Source organism: Paenibacillus sp. Soil750, from assembly GCF_001428045.1.
GTDB classification, from domain to species: domain Bacteria; phylum Bacillota; class Bacilli; order Paenibacillales; family NBRC-103111; genus Paenibacillus_E; species Paenibacillus_E allorhizoplanae.
Genome location: NZ_LMSD01000042.1, coordinates 226,456 through 247,443 on the forward strand (window position 1 = coordinate 226,456; position 20,988 = coordinate 247,443).

Below are 20,988 nucleotides of genomic sequence, written 5' to 3' on the forward strand. Positions count from 1 at the left end.
TCCTTCAGAAAAATGATTAGATAATAGCTTTACGGCTTTTGAAATCCACAGTGCGATAGTACGAGTCAGCTACAAGCAGGTTGGGTCCACAACAGGATGCCGTACTACAGAAACAATTCACCCGCTGGTTCAGCGGATTGTTCTCCCAACGTGCAAAGATATCATCAAGCCCATCATCATGTATATTTCCAAGCGGAGGCTCATTAGCAAAATCGGTGACGAAAACCTCGCCAGTAAACGTACTGACGTTCAATCGGTTCCGCCCGTCTGGGTCGTTACGAACCGTAACATTCTGCTCTTCACGTAGACGCTTAACTAACTTACGGTCCGCTTCCAGTTCATTACATGCGAAGAAAGGCAGCGTGCCGAACAGCATCCACATGTCCGGATTGCGATGGTCTAACAAACGGTGGATACTCGCGCGCAATTCGTCCAGTGTAACCATTGGCAGATGTGAGGCGAAAGAGCTTGCATACATCGGATGTACCTCGTGACGCTTACAGCCCATTTCGTTAATTAACTGATGAATCTCTGGCAATTTCAAATGGGTTCGCGTGTTAATCATCGATTCCGCAGAAACGTACAAACCACCCTTACTTAGCGCGATCGTATTATTCACCATTCGCTCATACATCCCTAGTGCCGTTACTTGCCCGACCGGACGCTGAGAATTCACAAATCCTACCTGATGGAAATCATCTGCATTCAAATAATTAAACGAAATATGCATCACATCGAGATACGGCGCAAGCAGCTCATAACGCTCCAAATCTAATGTTAAATTCGAGTTAATTTGAGTGCGAATTCCCCGCTCCCGCGCGTACTTCAGGATTGGCAGCATGTAGTCCTTCACAATCTTGATGTGGTAAGACGGCTCGCCGCCTGTTAAACTGATCGTTTCCAAATGTTCAATTTCATCCAGTTTTTTCAAAATAACTGGCAACGGAATACGTGGTCCTTCTGACATCGTAAGTGAATCCCCAACTGCACAATGCTCACAACGCATATTACACAGATTGGTGATGGTAAGCTCAATGCTGGTTAATACATGTTTCCCGTATTTCCGATATGACCGAATGGGGTCCCAAGGATCATAATGGGGGGTTAACTCCGGTAAGATGGAGTGTGTTACGTTCCTATTCATGCTGTTTACACCTGACCTATCATTTCCTATTCAAGAACATGTTACTACCTATTATGCCTATACCTATGCCCTTTATTGTAACTTATGATTCACAAAAAAGGAAACAGAGACAGGAATTGCAGATGGCGCTACCGCTTCTCCACTTTTGCCTGGGGCTTCACACGGAGCCACCTTGGTGCCCACCAATTGGCGTCACCGAGCAGTTTCATTAGCGCAGGAACAAGCATAACCCGTACGATCGTGGCATCAATCAATACGGCGAGTCCGAGGCCAAGTCCTAACGCTTTCATAATTTCGATATCCGTGAAAATAAAGGATCCAACCACGACGACAAGAATGAAAGCCGCGCTTGTAATTAAGCTCCCTGTTTTTTTCAAACCTTCCGCTGTACTCTGATCATTGTCTCCACTTACCTCGTACTCTTCCATGATACGTGAAATAAGGAATACTTCGTAATCCATGGAGATACCAAAAACGACACAGAAGATGATAACAGGCAGCGTTGCACTCACATATCCAATTGACGTAATGTGCAGCATATCTGCCATAAATCCGTGTTGGAAAACTAATACAACGATACCTAAGCTAGCGCCTAAGCTAAGCATATTCATCAGCACAGCTTTGAGCGGGAGCAGGATGGAGCGAAATGCCAACAAAAGGACGAGATAGGTAATTCCCATAACGAAAATAAGAACTTCCGGAATTTCCTTTTGAATACGATCAATAATGTCCAATCGATAGGCTGGTCCACCTGTCACGGTAGTCTCTATTCCTTCTTTATCCAACTTGCGGAGCTCGTGAACTAACGCATCCGTCGCAGGATCATCCGTGTCCTTCTCAGGGATAACAATCATCAAAGCAGTATGCCCTTTCGCTAATTGCGATTCTTCTAACTGCTTTTGAACATCAGACTTTGTAAACATCCCCGCAAGCTCTGCATTCGAATGCTGCCCTAAGACGGTTAGATAGCTCTGCACTTCTTTTACACCAGCAACAGCTTTAACCTGTTCTCCATAAGCTTGAATCTCACCAATCGAAGCTGATGACCAGATCTCTTCTTTCGTATGTATCACAATTTGAATCGGTCCTGTCATACGTGGGTCATAGGCCGTTTTGAGCAACTCCGCTCCATAACGGGATTCATAGCTCGGAGGAAGGACCTCCGCATTCGGTACACCTAATTTCATATGCCAGATCGGCGTCATACTGTAGATCAACACACCGCCTACTACGACAACTAAAACAACTGGACGTTTCATCACCGCATAAGCGATTTTCTCCCAGAATTTCGATGTTTCTTGCTTACGGAATCGTTTAGGAACGGCCTGTAAAGAGTTAATGCGATGACCCAAAATACCTAGAAGCGCTAACAATACTGTATTAGCTACAACTACGGAAATAGATACAACGATAACCCCCCCGAGACAGAGAGACCGGAAGAAGGTCAAATCCACAAACAGCATCCCCAATAAACCAATGAGCACAGCAATACCCGAGAAGAAAATCGATCTTCCTGCGGTCTGACATGTCATGGCTACGGCAGCAGCTACACTACCTTGTACTTTAAGCTCCTCACGAAACCGGCTAACCAGAAAGAGTGCATAGTCAATCCCAACTGCAAGCCCCAGCATCGTAACCATATTCGGCAAAAAATTCGATAAAGATTGATGTTGTGCGATAAAATAGGTAACTCCCAGTGTGAGCGTCACACTCATTAATCCCACGACCATAGGCAGAAATGCTGCAACGAATGTACCGAAGACAATTAACAATACGAGTAGTGCAATAGGTAAACCTATCGCTTCCGACTTAGCGATATCATGTTTGCTGGCTACTTGCATGTCATACAGAATTGCGGGACCTCCCGTTACATACACGTCCATACCTGCCGGTGGATGCACAAGCGACTTGAGCTCTGGGTATGCCTCAAGCGCAGGATCTGTATCCAATGTGAGCGATACACTAACAGCCTGAACATCTAGATGTCCCTCATTCCGAGGTGTAGTTACAAATTTCACATCCTCCACATAAGGCAGTTCTTTCAGTTTCGTAAGTGAGGCCATAATCGCATCTCGCTGATCTTTCACCGTTATATCAAGCCCGTTATGCCCCGTATACACGATATTCAGCTGTGTTCGAGGCACACCAAGCTCATCCCTCATTTGAATCAAGCCCAGATCGGATTCGCTCCCTTTCGGAGTAAACCCATTGTCTTTCAACATCCCTGGCGTTTTTTGAGCGAAAATAGCAAAGATCAGCATTAAGCTAATGCCAATCGTTAGCACTAACCATCGGAACCGAAACATCGCGTGCCCCCATCTCCAGAACACACCTTTTTCCATGGACTCCCGCATCGTGCTTCCTCCTTAATCTACAAAAAGAACCTGGTTTCCCAGGTTCTTTATCTAATACGTGCTATATCTATACTATAGAAGTGTAGGCATAGTTGAATCTAATTCTGATTCACTTACCTTAATTTCTCCAATTTCGGAAATTAATATCGATAGCTTGCTTGAAAGATCGATTTCATAAGGTTCCTTAAGTACAGTACCTGCTTCATCTTGTAATACGCGGATAGTAGGTCTGTGCGGAACAGACATGTTCAACTTCGATACGAGTCCATATTCACCAGTATTCAATCGGACTGTAATCCCTAGTGGGTAAATAGCAATTTTGTCTCGAAACAAAGCAATCTGACTTTGATCATACATCGTGCCAGAGCCTGCGAATAACTGCTCCATCGCTTCATGTGGCAATAAAGGTCTGCGATATACCCGTGTAGTCGTCATGGCATCATAGGAATCGACAAGTCCAATCCATCTGGCGAACTCATTAATCTCGCCCCCTTGAATGCCCCGTGGATATCCGCTGCCATTAATCCGTTCATGATGCTGCAAAGCACAATGAGCTGAAAGAAGTGGGATATTCGGTTCATCCTTCAATAGATTGAATCCATAGGTCGTATGATTCTTCATTTCCTTGAACTCGTCTGGAGTTAACTGTGAAGGCTTGCGAAGAATGCCTAATGGCACTTTCGTTTTCCCAATATCATGCAGTAACGCACCTAAGCCAAGTGTCTCGAGCTTATCTCGACTATACCCATAACTGATTCCAAGCATAATCGCATAGATACTCACGTTAACTGAATGCTGAAATAAGTAATTATCTTTCACATTCATATTATTAAGCATGACCATAGCTCCTTCATGAGCACTCAGATCATCAATAATCATCTTCATGACATCACGAAAATTACGACCAATGTCGTAATAATTCACAGCTCCGCGTTTATTGGAATCTTCCATTACCTTCTTGAACGTATTGCGAATTTCGGTAACCGCTTTGCTTCTTGTTTCATCCTGAATAACATCTTGTTGAATAATATCATTCGTTCTTGCATCTTCTATGTAAATATAATCAATTCCGTAACTAAACAAGCGATCAAGGAGTCTCTGTGTAAGCTCAACATTAACAGCCAGAAGGACCATACCATCATCGTTGTATATATTCTTAGCCAGCCTCATCCCAGGTTGACACATGTTGATCGGCATAAACAGCATTTCAGGACCCCCGCATAGGTGAGCATTACGTTCTATTTAAATGTAATAGATTTTAAAGAAAAGTTCAATACAAAAAACCGCGTCTTTCGACGCGATTCGCTAGTGTTTTACTTTAAAAACATATAAAGCGCGAAAATTATCGCAATGGCAAAACGATAATACGCAAAGTAAGTGAGCTTCATCTTTTGTACAAATTTAATAAAGGATACGACAGCCAGTAAAGCCACTACGAAAGCCACTAAAAATCCTACAACAAAAAAGGCCAAATCGTCGGATGACAATGCTTCATAATTTTTCAAAAAGTAGACCCCTGAAGCCCCGAACATAATTGGAATGGCCATTATGAAGGTGAAATCCGCTGAAGCGGCACGGCTTACACCAGAAAGCATACCACCCGCAATCGTGGAACCCGATCGAGAAAAGCCAGGCCAAATCGAAATGAGCTGCCACAATCCGATAGCAAATGCTTGGCGATACGTTAAATCATCAAGGACGGTCGTTTTGGGTTGTTCTTTTTTCTTCTCAGCAATGATCAACAGAATACCACCGAGCACGAGTCCAATTAATACGGTTGTTGTATTGAATAGCTTCTCATCCACAACATCATTAAATAAAACTCCGATCACACCAGCAGGTATGATACCAATTAAAATATGAATTAAATTCAGCTTTTTCCCTGTTTTACTTTCGCTTTTCCGATTCACAAGTCCAAATAAGGAAAGGATTCGCTTCCAATAGATAATGACGACCGCCATAATAGCACCCAATTGAATCACGAAATCGAACGTCTTCATGACTTCGTCATTTTGTGTGTTTAGCAGGCTTTGTGCCAAAATCATATGTCCTGTCGAGGATACGGGTAAAAACTCCGTCAAACCTTCAACGATCCCAATAATGATCGCCTCAAAAATTGTATGCATAATTGCCCCCTATATTCTGATAACTTTCTTGCTCCGGTTCTTATTCTACCTGTTTAGGACTGGGTCTGACAACATCTAAGAACCGAAGGTGGTGGCTGCTTGCAATCGCAGCCTCATCTTGCAGTTGATCAGCTAACACATCACGGATAAATTCCGGCAGCATGTAAACGATCTCCTTGCCTCGGCTCAGCGATAAATAGCCTGAACCGAACGTAAACATATCGATCGTACCCACGAGGTAGGAACGTTCTGGATCCAGCAATTCCTCGCCGACATATACGGCGACGATGCGCTCGTAGGGAGGCCGCGAGGCATCCACTTGGACGGTTATCCCGTCCACACAGAGGACGCCTAGCACCTCCCCGCGGAAGCCGTAGCCGCGTATCGGCTTCTCCATGAACTCGTCAAGCAGCGACTCTTCGAGCGCTTGACGAATGTTCGCGCCGCTGAGCAGCATGCGGCAGGGATTGATCGGGCCGGGGCAGATTTCCAGCAGCCGGCCCCGGGTCAAGCCACCCTCCTTCAGTCCCTGAAGGAGCTGCCCGCTATTGACCAGCCCGATCTCGGCGCTGGTCCAGCGGCGAATACCCGCGGCAAGCAAGTTGCCGAGCGGGGATTCGCCGTACCAATCCAGACGCAGCGGCTGCCGCAGCTGCGCCACTTCCAACGCCAGCGAGGCGCTGCTGGCGATTCGGTAGTGCTCCAGCAGCGTAATGACGTTGCTGTCTTCTTCGCTCGCGTCCGTCATCGGGACGACGCGGCCTTTCAGCTCTACGATCCGGCGCTGCGCCGGGTCGTAGGCAAGCTCGATATGGCCGGCATACTGACCGAACTTGCCGGCCGCACCAATATAAGTGCCGCTGAGCAGCAGCGGCTCTTCGAGTAAATGATGGGTGTGACCGCCAAGGATGATGTCAATGCCATCCAACTCCTCAGCCATCCGTTGATCCGTTCTCAGGCCCAAATGCGACATAACGATTAGAATGTCCACTTTGGGACGTAATAGGCTCACATGGGCGCTTACAGCCTTCATAGGATCCGTTACATCCCAGCCTAGCAGCTCATAGTAAGCTTGATAAGCAGCCGTAACCCCAATCAGACCAATACGAAGACCTGATTTCTCAAGCGTAAGTGATGGCAACATCCAATCCGGCGTTTCCTTCGTGTTGATATCCGTAATATTGCTGCCAATAATCGGAAATTGCGCATGCTCCAACACAACAGCCCTGAGCCAATCCGGTGTGAAGGTTAATCCTTCATTATTGCCTAGAACCATAGCTTCGTAGCCCGTAGCATTCATGATTTCCAAATTGGCGATCGCATTCGTTCCTTCTGTCTCTGGAAACATCCGATCCATGTGGTCGCCAATATCAAGTGTCAACACCTGATCTGACGGCCAGAGACGGCGGACACGATCAAAATAGGCGCTTATCTTGGGCATTTGTTCAAAGTGACTATGAATATCATTCGTATGTAATATGACTAGCCGTTGCAAGGGGGACGTCATCCCGTTCACCTCTCTTCATGGGCAAGTAGATCCTAGCATGTCTCTATATTATGCAAGTATCCCCTTCCTCATTTCTTGAATTTGAGCTCATCGAGGGTTACTTTGTTCTTAAACCCATAAGTTGCTTCTTCACCTAAACTTGGATCGTTCAGAAACCATACCCTTACAATACTTTTTACATTCAGACATTCACTGCTTCCATCAGGTACATATAGTCGAATAGGGTATCCTTTCTTCAACGCTTGTCCCTCTTGTGCATATAGGAATAGCGCTTGATCCGCTTGCCCCCAAGGTATCAGCGCTTGGAACTCATCTACCGCTTCCACTCTCACATGCGTTGGCTCTTCAGTTGCAGGATGTTTCCCCTTGTTATTCCAGTTTCGGTACCATGATTTGAGATCAAATGCCTCCCCTTCCACCGCTGGAACCCGATCCTGGATGTTCAACCGTAGATCCGCTAATGTGACCATTTCCTCAACGGTAAAGGTTTCTTTGTGCTTATGTAAGTCAGACACTTCTATGTGTGAATTGGTTTGCATGCTTAGATCTCCTCCGTTAATTCAAATTCCATGTCCTTCCAAAGGATCACTCCATTATACCATTTTCAGGGCAAAATATGATATGCTGTAAGGGATTCTAACATCTATCACAAGGAGAAACAAATTGAACTTACACATCCAACTCTTCGCAGGTCTTGTAGACCTATTCGGTACTGCGGTTCTGACGATTTCAGTCGATCAAGATTCGATTACCATTGCACAATTGAAGGATAAAATCATCACCGATTATCCTGCTGCCTCGGCGCAGCTTCCTATATGCTTTTTCGCCAAAAATCAAGCTTATGCCGGTGATCAGGAAACGGTTTCCGCTTCCGACGAGCTCGCACTCATCCCACCTGTTTCAGGTGGACAGCCATCGCTTTATGAAATCACCAATTCAACGATTGATGTGGTTTCCGTGACCTCTAAGGTGAATCATCCCAACCACGGTGCTTCACTTGCTTTCATCGGCACGACGCGAGAAATGACGTATGGACAGCGAACCGTCCTTTTGGAGTATGAGGCTTATGTCCCTATGGCCTTGAAAACGATGGCAAGCATCGGCGAAGAAATCGACGCGAAGTGGCCTGGCATGCTTTGTGCTATTACACATCGATTAGGTAAGGTTGCGATTGCAGAGGCCAGCGTCGTGATCGCTGTATCCTCTCCTCACCGCGCTGATTGCTATGAAGCTAGTCGGTATGCGATTGAGCGTTTGAAACAAATCGTACCCATTTGGAAAAAAGAAATATGGGAGGATGGGTCCGAATGGAAAGGCAATCAAACAGGACCCTGGAACCCGCTACAAGCACCGCAAGCTGATAACTGATTTGAACGGAGATGACTTCACTTGGACCCGTATTTACATACAGAAACTGCGTCAGATGTTGACCCGCGTTATTCGAGACAAATTCTTTTCCCCCCAATAGGCATGGAAGGTCAACGCAAACTTGGCCTTGGTCGTGTTGCTATTGTTGGTATGGGTGCTTTAGGCACCGTTCTTGCCAATCATATGGTGCGAGCAGGCGTTGGATTTGTTCGGATCATTGATCGTGATTTTGTTGATAAAAGCAATCTGCAAAGACAAATGCTGTACGATGAAGAGGACGCTGCTGCCACGATTCCCAAATCAATCGCCGCTGCGAAACGTCTTCAGCTAGTTAATTCCAATGTCGTCATAGATCCTCATGTCTGTGATCTTAATGCCACGAATGCTGAACAATTGCTTCATGATGTCGATGTGATTCTTGATGGGACCGATAACTTCGCCGTTCGGTTCCTGCTCAACGATGTCAGCTTGAAATTAGGGATCCCTTGGATCTATGGTGGTGCCGTGGCTTCGCGAGGTGTCTCATTGACGATTATCCCTGAACGAACACCTTGTTTGCGTTGCCTGTTCACACAAGCACCTGCTGCGGGCACCACGGATACTTGTGACACTGCTGGTGTCATTGGAGGAATCATCCATGTTGTCGCTTCTTTTCAAGCCACAGAGGCGCTTAAGTTGCTCGTAGGTGCTACGGAGCAGCTCAATCTCAGCATGCAGCAATGGGACTTATGGTTCAATCAGAACTCGGCAATACGGGTCTCTGGTGCTAAGAAGTCAGATTGTCCCGCTTGTGCGCAGAAGCAATATGAGTACTTAGATGCCCATCTTGAAAGTGATACAATTCAATCCTTATGCGGGCGCAATTCGGTTCAAATTCTACCGGTTATTCCCAGCACGCAACCACTGGAATACTGGGAGGAACGACTACAACCTCTTGGCCTGGTTGAGAGAAACCGTTTTCTACTTAAGTTTCACGCTTCTTCAGATATCCAAATAATCCTATTCCCTGGCGGTCGTGTTCTCATTCAAGGGACTGAGGATTTAATTCAAGCCAAAAGTCTTTACAGTCGTTATATTGGGATGTAGTATTACAATATACCTACCAGATACTAGGACTTGGAGAGGAGCTTCTATGCGTGTACATGTGCTTCAACTTATCGTTGGTGACAAATTAATTTCCGATTCCTACAATGCCGTAGGCCTTCATCTTCTATCCTCGGGCACCGTTCTCGATGCTGGAGACATTTCGATGCTCAATCGCCACAGTGTGGATTATGTTGATATAGCTCCAAGAAGCAGTGAAATCGAGAAAGTCGTAGAGGAAGCGCCAACTAGACAAGCTAATATCTTACAGGTTACCTCCTTTAACAACGCAACTCAGGGTATTAAAGAAATGTTTGAAGCTTTGCAAGACGGTGGATCTCTTCGCAATGACACTGTAGAATCCGCTTTCAATCCACTGATAGACAGCATACAAGAGGAGAAGGATGTAGTTTCCCTACTTCTATCTTTGCATAGTAAAGATGACTATACCCTACAGCATAGCGTTCAAGTTGGGATGCTGTCTTATTATATTGCCAAATGGATGAATAAATCCGAGAAGGATGCTATCGTCATCGGGAAAGCAGGTTATTTGCACGATATCGGGAAATGTAGAATACATCCAGATATTCTGAACAAGCCAGGTAAGCTGACTAAGGAAGAATTCGAGGAAGTTCAGAAGCATACCATTCATGGATATGATATCATTCGCAAATCATTAAAGGATGAAACGCTCGCTCTCGTTGCTCTTCAACATCACGAGCGTATAGATGGTACAGGTTATCCACTACGGAAAAGCGGTACGGACATCCATTCCTACTCCAAGATTGTCGCGGTCGCAGATGTCTACAGCGCCATGATATCCAGCAGAGTGTATCAACAACGACGTGATCTTCTGCATGTACTTAAAGAGCTTCACCGCATGAGCTTCGGCGAGCTGGATCCCAAGATCACCCAAGTGTTCATACGCAACATGATTCCTAATTTTATAGGTAAAAAAGTGTCTTTGAGCGACGGACGTGAAGGTACGATCATCATGACGAACCCTACAGATTTCTTCCGACCGCTCATCAACATCGACAATCAGTTCTTGGATTTATCGCAGCTTGCAAATGTAGAAATTACGAAAATTGCGATCTAATACATAGATAGTTAAATAATTAGACTGCTTACCGAAATCGCAATTCCGATATATACCGCAGCAAGAAGGGTACCTACAGCCACATTCCCTCCCTTTAGCTGGTCTGATAGCTTCATACCTGGGGTTAGCCAATCGAACACCCAATATGAGGCTATTAAGCATGCGTACCCTACCGCAAACCATAAGCTCATATGCCAAATTGAGGAGTTCGTGTAGGCGGCAATGCCTAGAATGATGGCCGTAGCTACGAACTTGCCTCCCATCGTAATCCCCACAGCCACATTGCCGTTATTTATTTCTTCCATATCCCGATAAGGAGTCATTAAACTAAAGATGTACATCCCTGCAAACTGTAACAAGACAATGACGAATAAACTTATAATTAGATCTACAACGATCACTCTGCCCACCCCCGAAATTTAGCCATCGATTGATCAAAATCTGTATAATCATGTACTTCCTCTAGGACTACACTTACTTCTTTTTTTTCCTTAAACGCTTTGTATCTCTCTTCTGGAATCGGTTGCTTAACCTTCTGCCCAGTTGGCAATTCTACTACCGCAAAGTACCTGAATTGGCTATCCAGCTCTGTTTTATAAACACCGATCAATTTCACATCCGTCTTTATTTCCACTTTCAGCTCCACAAGATCTTTGTCGGCTTCTTCTTTTGTTTTGAAGGACTTGATCGGTTTCCATTGTGACAAAGTAACATCGTTCTTCCCTTGACTGTCCGCTTTCATCGTGGCTTGCATGAAACTCAATACCCAGATACTATCACCAGTCGCAAAATTCTGATCGTTGGACATTCGGTCATTGTTCGGCAACAGCACCATATCACCATCAATAAGATCTCCAACTTTGACTTGTTGGACTTGATAGTCCCACGGCACGTCACCAGGCGCATAGTTCGACGTCGCTACGTTGCCTGATGTTGTTTGGCTTAGTACAGATGGCTTCTTATCAAATGCTGTTGAGATGATCCAAATGATGACAATGATGCCGATCAGTCCTACAGCCAATAGTATAAATCTTCCTTGTTTCAAGGCGCTTTCACTCCAATCGCCACAAATTGACTTGCATTTCCCGTTATGATGCCGCCTGCCCTACCTAGAAGCCCACATGGCGTACCATTCAATACGAATAGACCCGTTAATAAATGGCCTTGACCATGCTGGAAAGTTAGCCGCGGCAGGTCTGCCCTTTCTTGATACACACGTTTAAAAAACACACTTGTATCAAAGCCCGCTTCATCCTTAAATTCCAGCTCTCCATTTTCGTCATATAGCTCAACAGAGCCGCCTTCGCGGCCAAACATTGATTTGGACACATAATTACCTTCAAGGATAGGATGCGTATAGGTCGGCAGCATGTAAGTCTGAATGATGTCATGTTCCTCTTGCGTAAATAACGCTGATTGTCTGATATGAAGATCCCAGATCAATGCTTGTAAGCCTTTGGATTGTAAAATCACAGCATGCAAAGGATTGAACAAATGAACGAATTGCTCTTCGATCGCATACGACAGCGCTTCTCCCCCGTCGTCAACCCCCATCCACTCCTTCGGATATAGGGCAAACATACGCTGAATGGTCTGATCAGCACCAACCTTGACAACGCCCTCGTCGATCCATAAATCCAAACAGTCGACGCAGGTCATTTTTCTTCCGCTATGTGCAACAAGTGCATTTATCGTCCCCGTGTCTTCCGCATGTACTCCGTAGGCTATACAAGCTGCATAATCAGGTGCCTCGATCTCCCAGGCCGCCTTTAGAAGCTCCTTCATCCTGCTATTTGGTGATTCCAACCCATATTGCTTACAAAGCCATGGAGTCGCAATGGAGGCTTCGACATAACCCGTAGGCGTATCTGCATTTAGTTCTAGTAATTTAATGTTGCCTGCCTGATCGACAGTAAAATCAAATCTCGCATAGCGGCTTATGAAGCCTTCGCCATTCGGCTTAACTCGATCCAGCCCATCCCATAGCACTTCTGGTATCGATAAGTCTGCATAAAGCTCCCTTTTGCCAAAAACGTAGCGGGCAGCTTTATCAAACACCTGCCACAGTCCAGCAGCAGCATGAATAAGGTCCTGATAAACCTCATTCGGCATAACGACAAGCTGATCAATCCAGTACTCTTCGTTCTCCAAATTAGCCCATGTAAATCCAAGCTCAGCTAGTTGCTGTATGCGAGAATTTCTGTCAGGGGCTGGTTTCCCAATCACTTCAAATACCATGCCATTAACCCCCAGAGCTTGAGCTGGAGGAGGAGCTAAAACCGCTTGATTTACCACCTATGCTGCCTGATGAAGTTGATGTTGACTTGGAGCCGCTAACAGAGGAACCTGTAGTACCTGATTTGGTGGTAGTTGTCGATTTATTCGAGTTTGAAGTAAAGGTCCCACTACCACTTGAAGTTGTTGGTGTCTTCGTCGTCGAACGATTCGTAAATGAGCTGGGTTGATACGTTTTATTAACATAGGGCGTATTGGATCGATAATAATACGAGCGATGATTATTCCCCCAACTGCTAGATGAATACGGACTTACCGTATTAAAAATCAGATGATATAGCAGCAGATCATCCCATCCAAAGCCACCGCCTGACACTTGATTCACAATAATAGGAGCTGTGCTCCCACCTGTTGTACTCGGTGTTGGCGTAGGGGAGGGTGCAGCTAAACCTTTATCAGGCGGTACAGGTAATTTCCAATCGACCTGAGGATCGTAATAGGCTTTAACATCCTCATTCGACCATTCCACCAATTTAGATGAGCCTGTATTGGGACCAGGTGTCTCCGCAGCCTGTGCCGTTCCAAGCAGCAAGTGACCTAGCAAGATCAAACTCAGTGAAGTTGATAGTACTTTAAGCGGTCGTTTCACTCCTTGCTCCCTCCCCCTTCTGCGCTGGCTTTCACAAGCAGCAACTCAAACACTTGGAGATCTAGATTCAAACGGCCCTCAATCATTTCGTATTCCTTTCCGCCAACAAGAATAAAGTTAGCCACGTTTAAGGCTTGAATAAGTTGATCATCCCAGGCACGTTCACCAAGTTTGAGCAGTTGCCCCTCGGGCAACTTTTCATAAAGCACGATTGTCATACTGCTAGCCTCCTCCACAAAAAAACTTTCTACACATTTAAACGCACGAGGAATTCAATTGTTTCAAAATAGATAAAAATAAAAAGCCTATCCATCGGATAGACTTTTCCCATTACTCCTATTAATAGGCAATTCTCTTTGCCTTTAGAAATGTTTTTTTCCAATAAGCTTTATCAATATTGCTGATTTGTACCCCATTCTTCGGCTCCGGGGAGGCATGCAGCATCTTCATGTTTCCAATGTAAATCCCTACATGACCAACGGTTTTGTTCGATTTGAAACGACCTGGCACGTAGAAAAACATCAGATCCCCTTTGCGTAACGACTTGCGAGAAACCAAATTACCTTTAGTACCTTGTTGCCGAGCTACCCGCGGCAGTTTAATATTATATTTCCCAAAAATATATTGGGTAAATGTCGAGCAATCAAATCGTCCTGTTTGGGGATATGGGCCCGTACCAAATTTATACTTTACGCCCATATAATTTTCTCCTTTATTAATCAATGCATTAATATCGATATTCTTCAAAACCGGCATGACGTCATTTTGATCATTTGGCGACCATACTTGAAGATCATGCTGGGTCTGAATAGGCATCCCTGCAGGATTAGCACCTGCCCCGTTGCCTTTGAATGGATCTGTAGGATCATCCCCGAAATTCAACTCAGGTGAGTTGTCATTCGCACCTGCAGGGTCATCTTCATGCTCGATGATCGCGACGGGTGAAGCATGAACAATGACATCCCCTTTTCTTACCTCGTACGACATATCATCTTGAAATAAGTCAGCTAAGTCCGAGACAGGTAAGTAAGCCGTTCCGCCCTCTTTCACTACCGGCTGGCTTAATTGAATATCCGCCCCGTCTTTCATGGCTTTATTCGAGTTCATGATCAACTCAAAATTAGCATCATTGTCCCCTAAAATCAGCTTACCTTCAGAATCTTCCCATTCAGACTGGAATTTGAGAGTTCTAATAAGATCTTGCGCAGACACATAATTGACATTTCCAATTTGTTTCATCGGTAGAACGGCATCATTGTTTGCTAGTGCAATGATCTCTTTGCCAGCTTGTGACATACTCTTCGGAACCGAATTTCCAGGGCCAGTCATGCCTGTCGGGCTTTGAGACGGTGTTACACTTCGTGGGCTCGCGTTATCCTTCCCACAAGCAGTCGAAATCGCCAGCACAACTATCACGCTTCCTATTGCCGGTATCTTTAGCTTATTCCACATGAAATTCTCTCTCCTTAAGGGACACATTATTATCCTTTATAGAGTGAGACAAGTGGCATGCAAATATGCAATCCGTTCGTTCAAATGAGCTTGGCGTTTGTTGGAAGTAATGGAATCTGTAAGAGGAGAACGCCGTATAAATGTGGAGTTGATACATATATTTGTTCAAGAAGGAGTGATGATAGTGGGGATTTTTAGTGGATTACTAGGAAATTTATCAGAAGTATCTGTTGAGGAGCTTACGAGACAGTATGGTACTTATCTCATGCCAAATGAAGTCATCTCTACAGGCTTTAAACTTGTTCGGGATTCATTCATAATCACCGATGAGCGCATTATCCTAATTGATCATCAAGGTGTCACTGGTAAGAAAACGAAAGTCTCCACGATAGATCTGGATGCCATCTATGAGGTATCGATGGAATCTGGCGGTACAGGGTTTGATGACAGCGAGCTCATTATTCATTACATAACCTCACCTTATTACAAAGCGAATAACATCACGACGGCGGCTTATCGTTTTGAATTCAAGAAAAAGTTCAATATCCAGTCGTTATATGTGGCCCTCCAATCGGCAGCAACACAGAATCGTAAGCGAATTAACGGATAACATGCAAAAAAAGCGTCCCAGAGAAGTATCTCTGGCACGCTTTTTTTATTATCTGGAGTTTAACCGATAGATCCTTCCATCTCAAACTTGATGAGACGGTTCATTTCAACGGCATATTCCATCGGAAGTTCTTTGGTGAATGGCTCAATGAAGCCCATAACGATCATTTGCGTTGCTTCTGCTTCTGTAAGACCACGGCTCATGAGGTAGAACAATTGATCCTCAGATACCTTGGATACGGTCGCTTCATGCTCAAGCGTAATGTTATCGTTCAAGATTTCATTGTAAGGAATTGTATCCGAAGTGGACTCGTTATCCAAGATCAACGTATCGCACTTGATGTTAGCTTTGGAACCTTGGGAGTTACGTCCGAAGGAAGCCAAACCACGGTACGTTACTTTACCGCCATGCTTGGAGATCGACTTGGAAACAATCGTGGAAGTTGTATCTGGTGCCAAATGCGTCATTTTCGCGCCCGCATCTTGATGTTGACCTTTTCCTGCAACAGCGATGGAAAGAACCATCCCTTTAGCGCCGCGGCCTTTAAGAACAACTGCTGGGTACTTCATTGTCAGCTTGGAACCGATGTTACCATCAACCCACTCCATTGTAGCTCCTTCTTCTGCAACCGCACGTTTCGTAACGAGGTTGTAGATGTTAGGTGCCCAGTTTTGGATCGTTGTGTAACGAGCACGGGAGTTCTTCAGACAAACGATCTCAACAACCGCACTATGAAGCGAGTTCGTGCTATAGATTGGAGCTGTACAGCCCTCAACGTAGTGCACGAAGCTATCTTCGTCGGTGATGATCAGCGTACGCTCGAATTGCCCCATGTTCTCGGAGTTAATACGGAAGTAAGCTTGCAAAGGCACCTCACATTTAACGCCTTTTGGTACGTAGATGAAGGATCCTCCGGACCAAACTGCGCTGTTCAATGCAGCAAATTTGTTGTCAGCTGGCGGAATGATCGTTCCGAAATATTGTCTGAACAACTCCGGATATTCACGAAGAGCTGTGTCTGTATCTGTGAAGATAACACCTTGATCTTCAAGCTCTTTTTGCATGCTGTGGTAAACAACCTCAGACTCATACTGTGCAGATACACCAGCAAGGAACTTTTGCTCTGCTTCAGGGATACCAAGCTTGTCGAACGTTTCTTTAATTTCTGTAGGAACTTCTTCCCACGTTTTACCTTGCTTCTCAGAAGGACGAACATAGTACTGGATATCATCGAAATCCAAGTCATCCATGTTTCCGCCCCAACGCGGCATAGGCATTTTGAAGAATTGCTCAAGGGATTTCAGACGGAATTCTAGCATCCATTCTGGTTCGCCTTTAATTCTTGAGATTTCTTCAACGATTTCACGAGTTAAGCCTTTACCGGATTGGAAAATGGATTTGTGCTCATCTCTAAAACCATATTTGTAATCTTCTAAATCTGGCATTTGTTTCGCCATGGTTAATTCCTCCTTAACGTTCTCTTTGTTCCATATCTTTAACCTATTCCACCCGCAAATGCGTTAGTTATCGGTCTTATGAGAATGTTCAATCCCTTTGCGTAGTGCATTCCACGCCAGAGTTGCGCATTTAATCCTCGCTGGGAATTTGTTAACGCCCGACAGGGCCTCAATGTCTTCATATTCAAATTCTACGGATTCGCCCTTCATCAAGCCAGAGAAATCATCAGCCATCTTCAGTGCTTCTTCGACTGTTTTGCCTTTGACAGCATCCGTCATCATGGATGCAGAGGATAGGCTAATCGAGCAGCCTTCACCTGTGAATTTCGCCATTTTCACGATACCCTCTTCAACTTGCATCTGCAGGGAAATTTTATCCCCACAGGTTGGGTTGTTGAGGTCAATCGTAACGGACTCGCCGGACTCAAATTTTCCACGGTTGCGAGGAGTTTTATAGTGATCCATAATTACTCTACGGTATAAATCATCCAATTGCATCGCCGAAGTACTCCTTTGTTTTCAGTAAAGCCGTCACAAGACGGTCTACATCATCTTCCGTATTATATAGATAAAAGCTTGCACGAGCCGTGCTGCTTTGCTCTAACCATCTCATAAGTGGTTGGCAGCAGTGGTGACCAGCACGAACTGCAATACCCATGGAATCCAACACGGTTGCTACATCATGAGGATGAACATCCCCAAGGTTGAAAGTTACCAGTCCTGCACGATTCGTTGTAGGCCCATAAACAGCTAAGTCAGGAATCTGCATCATACGATCCAAGGCATAATTCGTGAGCTCCACATCATGTTTAAATATGTTATCCATCCCAACTTCAGTTAAGAAGTCGATGGCTGCTCCAAGCCCAACTGCTCCTGCAATCATAGGCGTTCCGCCTTCAAATTTCCACGGAAGTTCCTTCCAAGTTGACTCATAAAGATCGACATGATCGATCATTTCGCCGCCAAACTCAACAGGTTCCATGTTATTCAATAAAGACTTCTTCCCATACAATGCCCCGATTCCGGTAGGCCCACACATCTTATGCCCGGATAATGCATAAAAGTCACAATCCAAATCTTGCACATCCACTTTCATATGAGGCGTGCTTTGCGCACCATCGACCATAATTTTGGCACCATGCTTGTGGGCAATAGCGGCAATTTCTTTGATCGGGTTGATGACGCCGAGCACGTTGGACACATACACAATCGAAACAATCTTGGTACGATCGGTAATGGTGTTCTCTACATCTGCAAGGGATATGGATCCGTCTGGCTGCAGCGGAATATATTTTAAAGTAGCGCCTGATTTCTTAGCAGCTTGCTGCCAAGGGATCAGGTTGCTGTGATGCTCCATTGGTGTAAGGACGATTTCATCGCCCTCACGAAGTACCGATTCGGCAAAGCTAGCTGCCACAATATTGATAGCGGTTGTTGTGCCTCGAGTGAAAATAATTTCCTGCTCACTAGCTGCGCCGATGAACTTCGCCACTTTGGCTCTAGCTCCTTCATACGCATCAGTTGCTCGGGAACCTAGGGTATGAACCCCGCGATGAACGTTCGCATTATCCCACTCGTAGTAATGCTTCAGTGCCTCAATCACCTGAATAGGCTTCTGGGAAGTAGCAGCACTATCCAAGTAAACCAGAGGATGACCGTTCACTTCTTGCTTCAGAATGGGAAAAAGTTCACGTATCTCGGCAGATATCATTGTCCTAGCTTCCTCTCCACTAAGCTTTGCAGCTGTTCTTCAACGCTCTTAACTGGAATTACGGAAACAACTGGTGCCAAGAATCCGTAAATGATTAAGCGTTGAGCTTCTTCTTTTGTAATCCCACGGGACATTAGGTAGTGAACTTGTTCTGCATTCACTTGCCCAACACTTGCAGCGTGACCTGCTTTAACATCATCTTCGTCAATTAGAAGAATCGGGTTCGCGTCTCCGCGAGCTTTCGGGCTAAGCATCAAGACTTTCTCGGTTTGTTGACCGTTACAGCCTTGTGCACCTTTCTCGATCTTCGTGATTCCGTTGATAATCGCTGTAGAGCTATCACGCATAACCGCACGTGTAATCATATCGCTTGTAGACGCTTTGCCCCAATGAACAGCACGAGTCGTCAAGTTTAATTTCTGTTCGTGCGTACCCACACAGATGACTTTCGCATCGGAGTCGGAGCCTTTCCCTTTGAGAATAGATGTCGTATCAGACATCGAATTCCCATAGTTCAACTCACCAACAACCCATCCAATACGGGAGTCATCTTCAAGAATCGCACGACGATATGTGAGATCTGTTACGGATGCTTCCAAGCTATGAATGGAGGAATAACTAACGCGTGAACCTGGTTTTGCAAACACTTCAACGATCCCGTTTTGAACAAGATCTGCGCCGCCAACAGAAGACACAAAGTTGTCTACATACGTAACGGAACTGAATTGTTCAGCAACGATGAGAACGTGCGGTGCAAATGTAGCTTCTGCATCATCTGCAACAAACAAAGCTTGAAGTGGGATGTCAACAACAACGTTTTTGGGAACGTAGATGAAAATACCGCCATTCCACAAAGCTGCATGCAAAGCTGTAAGCTGATTTTCATTCGCTTGAACAGCCTTCATGAAGTAAGGCTTAACCAAATCTCCATGCTCACGAACAGCCGTTTCAAGATCTGTGAAAATAACGCCTTGCTTTTTCAATTCTTCGGACACTTGATTGAACACGATACCGGAGTTGCGTTGTACAATCAGGTTGCCAGAACTCGTCAAGCCCTTAGTCACTTCAGGCAATGCATCAAGTGAACTCAAAGCTGCTTGCTCTTTATAGGAACCGTAGGCGGAAATGCTCCAACGGTCGATTCTTGTTTTTTCTAGTATAGGTAATTCCAACGAATTCGCTAATGCTACCCCTTCAGTACGAAGGGCTGTCATCCACTCCGGCTCTTGCTTGCTGCGGGAGAGCTCAGTAACAGCATTAGTATCGATGGAAAGTGTTGTTTTAGTGCTCATGATTTCCTCCATTTATAAGTATCTTTGACCCTAAGATCAAAGTCTCTCATCTCCTAGTACTTCGGCCCTGGTGTGTTCATAGGAATTTTGAATTCTTCCTCGTCTTGACCAACCGTTTCATCAACGATGCCAAGTTCTTCTTTGATCCAATCGTAACCTTCCGCTTCCAAACGCTCAGCGAGCTCAGGACCACCGGATTTCACGATGCGACCTTGCATCATAACATGTACAAAATCAGGTTTAACGTAGTTCAACAAACGTTGGTAATGCGTAATGATTAAGAATCCACGCTCTTCACTGCGCATCGCATTAACACCTTCAGCAACGATACGCAACGCATCGATATCTAGACCGGAGTCAATTTCATCAAGAATAACGAATTTAGGCTCAAGCAAAAGCATTTGAAGAATTTCGTTACGCTTTTTCTCACCGCCGGAGAAGCCTTCGTTCAAGTAACGGTGCATGAACTCAGGGTTCATTTCCAATTGCTTCATTTTCGCTTCCATTTGACGAATAAATTTGATCAAAGAAATTTCGTTACCTTCACCGCGGCGAACATTCATTGCACTGCGCAAGAAGTCAGCATTCGTTACGCCCGTGATTTCGCTTGGGTATTGCATAGCCAAGAACAAGCCAGCGCGTGCTCTTTCGTCAACAGCCATCTCAAGCACATCTTCGCCATCTAATGTAACAGAACCCTCTGTTACTTCATATTTCGGGTGACCCATTAACGCGGATGCCAATGTACTTTTACCCGTACCATTCGGCCCCATGATCGCGTGAATTTCGCCGCCTTTGATTTCTAGGCTAAGACCTTTCAAAATTTCCTTTCCTTCGATGGTCGCTTTCAGACCCTCTATTGTAAATGTTGATGAATTTGCCATTTTCTTTAAGCCTCCAT

Annotated in this window: 21 protein-coding genes; 4 read left to right on the forward strand and 17 right to left on the reverse strand. The window is 45.1% G+C overall.

Features of this window, described 5'->3' with window-relative positions; genetic code table 11:
• Positions 1-16: 16 nt before the first annotated feature.
• The 6 genes from yfkAB to ASL11_RS31940 all read right to left on the reverse strand — a co-directional run bounded on the left by yfkAB (position 17) and on the right by ASL11_RS31940 (position 7,670).
• Positions 17-1,144 carry a radical SAM/CxCxxxxC motif protein YfkAB gene (yfkAB, locus tag ASL11_RS31915; protein WP_056624150.1) on the reverse strand — a complete coding sequence of 376 codons (1,128 nt, stop codon included), beginning with the start codon at positions 1,142-1,144 and terminating at the stop codon, positions 17-19.
• Positions 1,145-1,272: 128 nt separating this feature from the next.
• Positions 1,273-3,498 (reverse strand): MMPL family transporter, encoded by a 2,226-nt coding sequence (locus ASL11_RS31920; protein ID WP_056624153.1) that lies wholly within the window; start codon positions 3,496-3,498, stop codon positions 1,273-1,275.
• A gap of 72 nt (positions 3,499-3,570) precedes the next feature.
• Positions 3,571-4,704, reverse strand: coding sequence for an HD-GYP domain-containing protein (locus ASL11_RS31925; protein ID WP_056624156.1), 1,134 nt, complete (start codon positions 4,702-4,704; stop codon positions 3,571-3,573).
• A 107-nt stretch (positions 4,705-4,811) separates the two neighbouring features.
• Positions 4,812-5,624 carry an undecaprenyl-diphosphate phosphatase gene (locus ASL11_RS31930; protein WP_056624158.1) on the reverse strand — a complete coding sequence of 271 codons (813 nt, stop codon included), beginning with the start codon at positions 5,622-5,624 and terminating at the stop codon, positions 4,812-4,814.
• A gap of 40 nt (positions 5,625-5,664) precedes the next feature.
• Positions 5,665-7,131, reverse strand: coding sequence for a bifunctional metallophosphatase/5'-nucleotidase (locus tag ASL11_RS31935; RefSeq protein WP_056624161.1), 1,467 nt, complete (start codon positions 7,129-7,131; stop codon positions 5,665-5,667).
• Between the two features lie 68 nt (positions 7,132-7,199).
• A complete protein-coding gene (locus ASL11_RS31940) occupies positions 7,200-7,670 on the reverse strand; it encodes a molybdopterin-dependent oxidoreductase (protein ID WP_056624163.1) in 471 nt (156 codons plus the stop codon).
• A gap of 124 nt (positions 7,671-7,794) precedes the next feature.
• Here ASL11_RS31940 and ASL11_RS31945 point away from each other — a divergent pair, with 124 nt between their 5' ends.
• From ASL11_RS31945 to ASL11_RS31955, 3 genes are read left to right on the forward strand one after another with little or no spacing between them, the layout of a single operon-like run.
• A complete protein-coding gene (locus ASL11_RS31945; protein ID WP_056624167.1) occupies positions 7,795-8,499 on the forward strand; it encodes a molybdenum cofactor biosynthesis protein in 705 nt (234 codons plus the stop codon).
• A 21-nt stretch (positions 8,500-8,520) separates the two neighbouring features.
• On the forward strand, positions 8,521-9,585 hold the full coding sequence (locus ASL11_RS31950; RefSeq protein ID WP_082596027.1) for a ThiF family adenylyltransferase: 1,065 nt from the start codon (positions 8,521-8,523) through the stop codon (positions 9,583-9,585).
• Between the two features lie 46 nt (positions 9,586-9,631).
• The gene (locus ASL11_RS31955) at positions 9,632-10,681 is read left to right on the forward strand and encodes an HD-GYP domain-containing protein (RefSeq protein ID WP_056624170.1); all 1,050 of its coding nucleotides are present in this window, start codon (positions 9,632-9,634) and stop codon (positions 10,679-10,681) included.
• A gap of 11 nt (positions 10,682-10,692) precedes the next feature.
• Here the strand turns inward: ASL11_RS31955 and ASL11_RS31960 are convergent, their stop codons facing one another.
• The 6 genes from ASL11_RS31960 to ASL11_RS31985 form a co-directional block, all read right to left on the reverse strand.
• Positions 10,693-11,082, reverse strand: coding sequence for a DUF350 domain-containing protein (locus ASL11_RS31960; protein WP_056624173.1), 390 nt, complete (start codon positions 11,080-11,082; stop codon positions 10,693-10,695).
• Positions 11,079-11,726, reverse strand: a complete 648-nt coding sequence (locus tag ASL11_RS31965; protein ID WP_235550641.1) for a hypothetical protein — start codon at positions 11,724-11,726, stop codon at positions 11,079-11,081. The genes ASL11_RS31960 and ASL11_RS31965 overlap by 4 nt, the downstream gene beginning before the upstream one ends.
• The gene (locus tag ASL11_RS31970; RefSeq protein ID WP_056624177.1) at positions 11,723-12,919 is read right to left on the reverse strand and encodes a glutathionylspermidine synthase family protein; all 1,197 of its coding nucleotides are present in this window, start codon (positions 12,917-12,919) and stop codon (positions 11,723-11,725) included. The genes ASL11_RS31965 and ASL11_RS31970 overlap by 4 nt, the downstream gene beginning before the upstream one ends.
• A gap of 4 nt (positions 12,920-12,923) precedes the next feature.
• Complete coding sequence (locus ASL11_RS31975) at positions 12,924-13,565, reverse strand: hypothetical protein (RefSeq protein WP_056624179.1); 642 nt, start codon at positions 13,563-13,565, stop codon at positions 12,924-12,926.
• Positions 13,562-13,783, reverse strand: coding sequence for a hypothetical protein (locus tag ASL11_RS31980; RefSeq protein ID WP_056624181.1), 222 nt, complete (start codon positions 13,781-13,783; stop codon positions 13,562-13,564). The genes ASL11_RS31975 and ASL11_RS31980 overlap by 4 nt, the downstream gene beginning before the upstream one ends.
• A gap of 121 nt (positions 13,784-13,904) precedes the next feature.
• Complete coding sequence (locus ASL11_RS31985; protein ID WP_056624183.1) at positions 13,905-15,017, reverse strand: C40 family peptidase; 1,113 nt, start codon at positions 15,015-15,017, stop codon at positions 13,905-13,907.
• A 178-nt stretch (positions 15,018-15,195) separates the two neighbouring features.
• On the opposite strand from ASL11_RS31985, the gene ASL11_RS31990 reads away from it, so the two are divergent.
• Complete coding sequence (locus ASL11_RS31990; protein ID WP_063795757.1) at positions 15,196-15,627, forward strand: PH domain-containing protein; 432 nt, start codon at positions 15,196-15,198, stop codon at positions 15,625-15,627.
• A 59-nt stretch (positions 15,628-15,686) separates the two neighbouring features.
• Here ASL11_RS31990 and sufB read toward each other — a convergent pair whose 3' ends face one another.
• From sufB to sufC, 5 genes are all read right to left on the reverse strand, one after another.
• Positions 15,687-17,084, reverse strand: a complete 1,398-nt coding sequence (gene sufB, locus ASL11_RS31995) for a Fe-S cluster assembly protein SufB (RefSeq protein ID WP_056624188.1) — start codon at positions 17,082-17,084, stop codon at positions 15,687-15,689.
• A gap of 63 nt (positions 17,085-17,147) precedes the next feature.
• Complete coding sequence (gene sufU, locus ASL11_RS32000) at positions 17,148-17,582, reverse strand: Fe-S cluster assembly sulfur transfer protein SufU (RefSeq protein ID WP_056624191.1); 435 nt, start codon at positions 17,580-17,582, stop codon at positions 17,148-17,150.
• Entirely contained in the window at positions 17,569-18,795 is a 1,227-nt protein-coding gene (locus ASL11_RS32005) for a cysteine desulfurase (protein ID WP_056624194.1), read from the reverse strand. Before ASL11_RS32005 ends, sufU begins: the two co-directional genes overlap by 14 nt.
• Entirely contained in the window at positions 18,792-20,087 is a 1,296-nt protein-coding gene (sufD, locus tag ASL11_RS32010) for a Fe-S cluster assembly protein SufD (RefSeq protein WP_056624198.1), read from the reverse strand. Before sufD ends, ASL11_RS32005 begins: the two co-directional genes overlap by 4 nt.
• Before the next feature lie 53 nt (positions 20,088-20,140).
• Positions 20,141-20,971 (reverse strand): Fe-S cluster assembly ATPase SufC, encoded by an 831-nt coding sequence (gene sufC / locus ASL11_RS32015; RefSeq protein ID WP_056624201.1) that lies wholly within the window; start codon positions 20,969-20,971, stop codon positions 20,141-20,143.
• Positions 20,972-20,988: the final 17 nt, after the last annotated feature.

What these genes read in the sequence shown, in the direction of transcription:
- ASL11_RS31925 (WP_056624156.1), bottom strand. Translation starts at nt 4,704, where the DNA reads ATGCTGTTTATGCCGATCAACATGTGTCAACCTGGGATGAGGCTGGCT.
- sufD (WP_056624198.1), bottom strand. Translation starts at nt 20,087, where the DNA reads ATGAGCACTAAAACAACACTTTCCATCGATACTAATGCTGTTACTGAG.
- yfkAB (WP_056624150.1), bottom strand. Translation starts at nt 1,144, where the DNA reads ATGAATAGGAACGTAACACACTCCATCTTACCGGAGTTAACCCCCCAT.
- ASL11_RS31990 (WP_063795757.1), top strand. Translation starts at nt 15,196, where the DNA reads ATGATAGTGGGGATTTTTAGTGGATTACTAGGAAATTTATCAGAAGTA.
- ASL11_RS31970 (WP_056624177.1), bottom strand. Translation starts at nt 12,919, where the DNA reads ATGGTATTTGAAGTGATTGGGAAACCAGCCCCTGACAGAAATTCTCGC.
- ASL11_RS31920 (WP_056624153.1), bottom strand. Translation starts at nt 3,498, where the DNA reads ATGCGGGAGTCCATGGAAAAAGGTGTGTTCTGGAGATGGGGGCACGCG.
- ASL11_RS31930 (WP_056624158.1), bottom strand. Translation starts at nt 5,624, where the DNA reads ATGCATACAATTTTTGAGGCGATCATTATTGGGATCGTTGAAGGTTTG.
- sufC (WP_056624201.1), bottom strand. Translation starts at nt 20,971, where the DNA reads ATGGCAAATTCATCAACATTTACAATAGAGGGTCTGAAAGCGACCATC.
- sufU (WP_056624191.1), bottom strand. Translation starts at nt 17,582, where the DNA reads ATGCAATTGGATGATTTATACCGTAGAGTAATTATGGATCACTATAAA.
- ASL11_RS31935 (WP_056624161.1), bottom strand. Translation starts at nt 7,131, where the DNA reads ATGACGTCCCCCTTGCAACGGCTAGTCATATTACATACGAATGATATT.
- sufB (WP_056624188.1), bottom strand. Translation starts at nt 17,084, where the DNA reads ATGGCGAAACAAATGCCAGATTTAGAAGATTACAAATATGGTTTTAGA.
- ASL11_RS31955 (WP_056624170.1), top strand. Translation starts at nt 9,632, where the DNA reads ATGCGTGTACATGTGCTTCAACTTATCGTTGGTGACAAATTAATTTCC.
- ASL11_RS31940 (WP_056624163.1), bottom strand. Translation starts at nt 7,670, where the DNA reads ATGCAAACCAATTCACACATAGAAGTGTCTGACTTACATAAGCACAAA.
- ASL11_RS31985 (WP_056624183.1), bottom strand. Translation starts at nt 15,017, where the DNA reads ATGTGGAATAAGCTAAAGATACCGGCAATAGGAAGCGTGATAGTTGTG.
- ASL11_RS31980 (WP_056624181.1), bottom strand. Translation starts at nt 13,783, where the DNA reads ATGACAATCGTGCTTTATGAAAAGTTGCCCGAGGGGCAACTGCTCAAA.
- ASL11_RS32005 (WP_056624194.1), bottom strand. Translation starts at nt 18,795, where the DNA reads ATGATATCTGCCGAGATACGTGAACTTTTTCCCATTCTGAAGCAAGAA.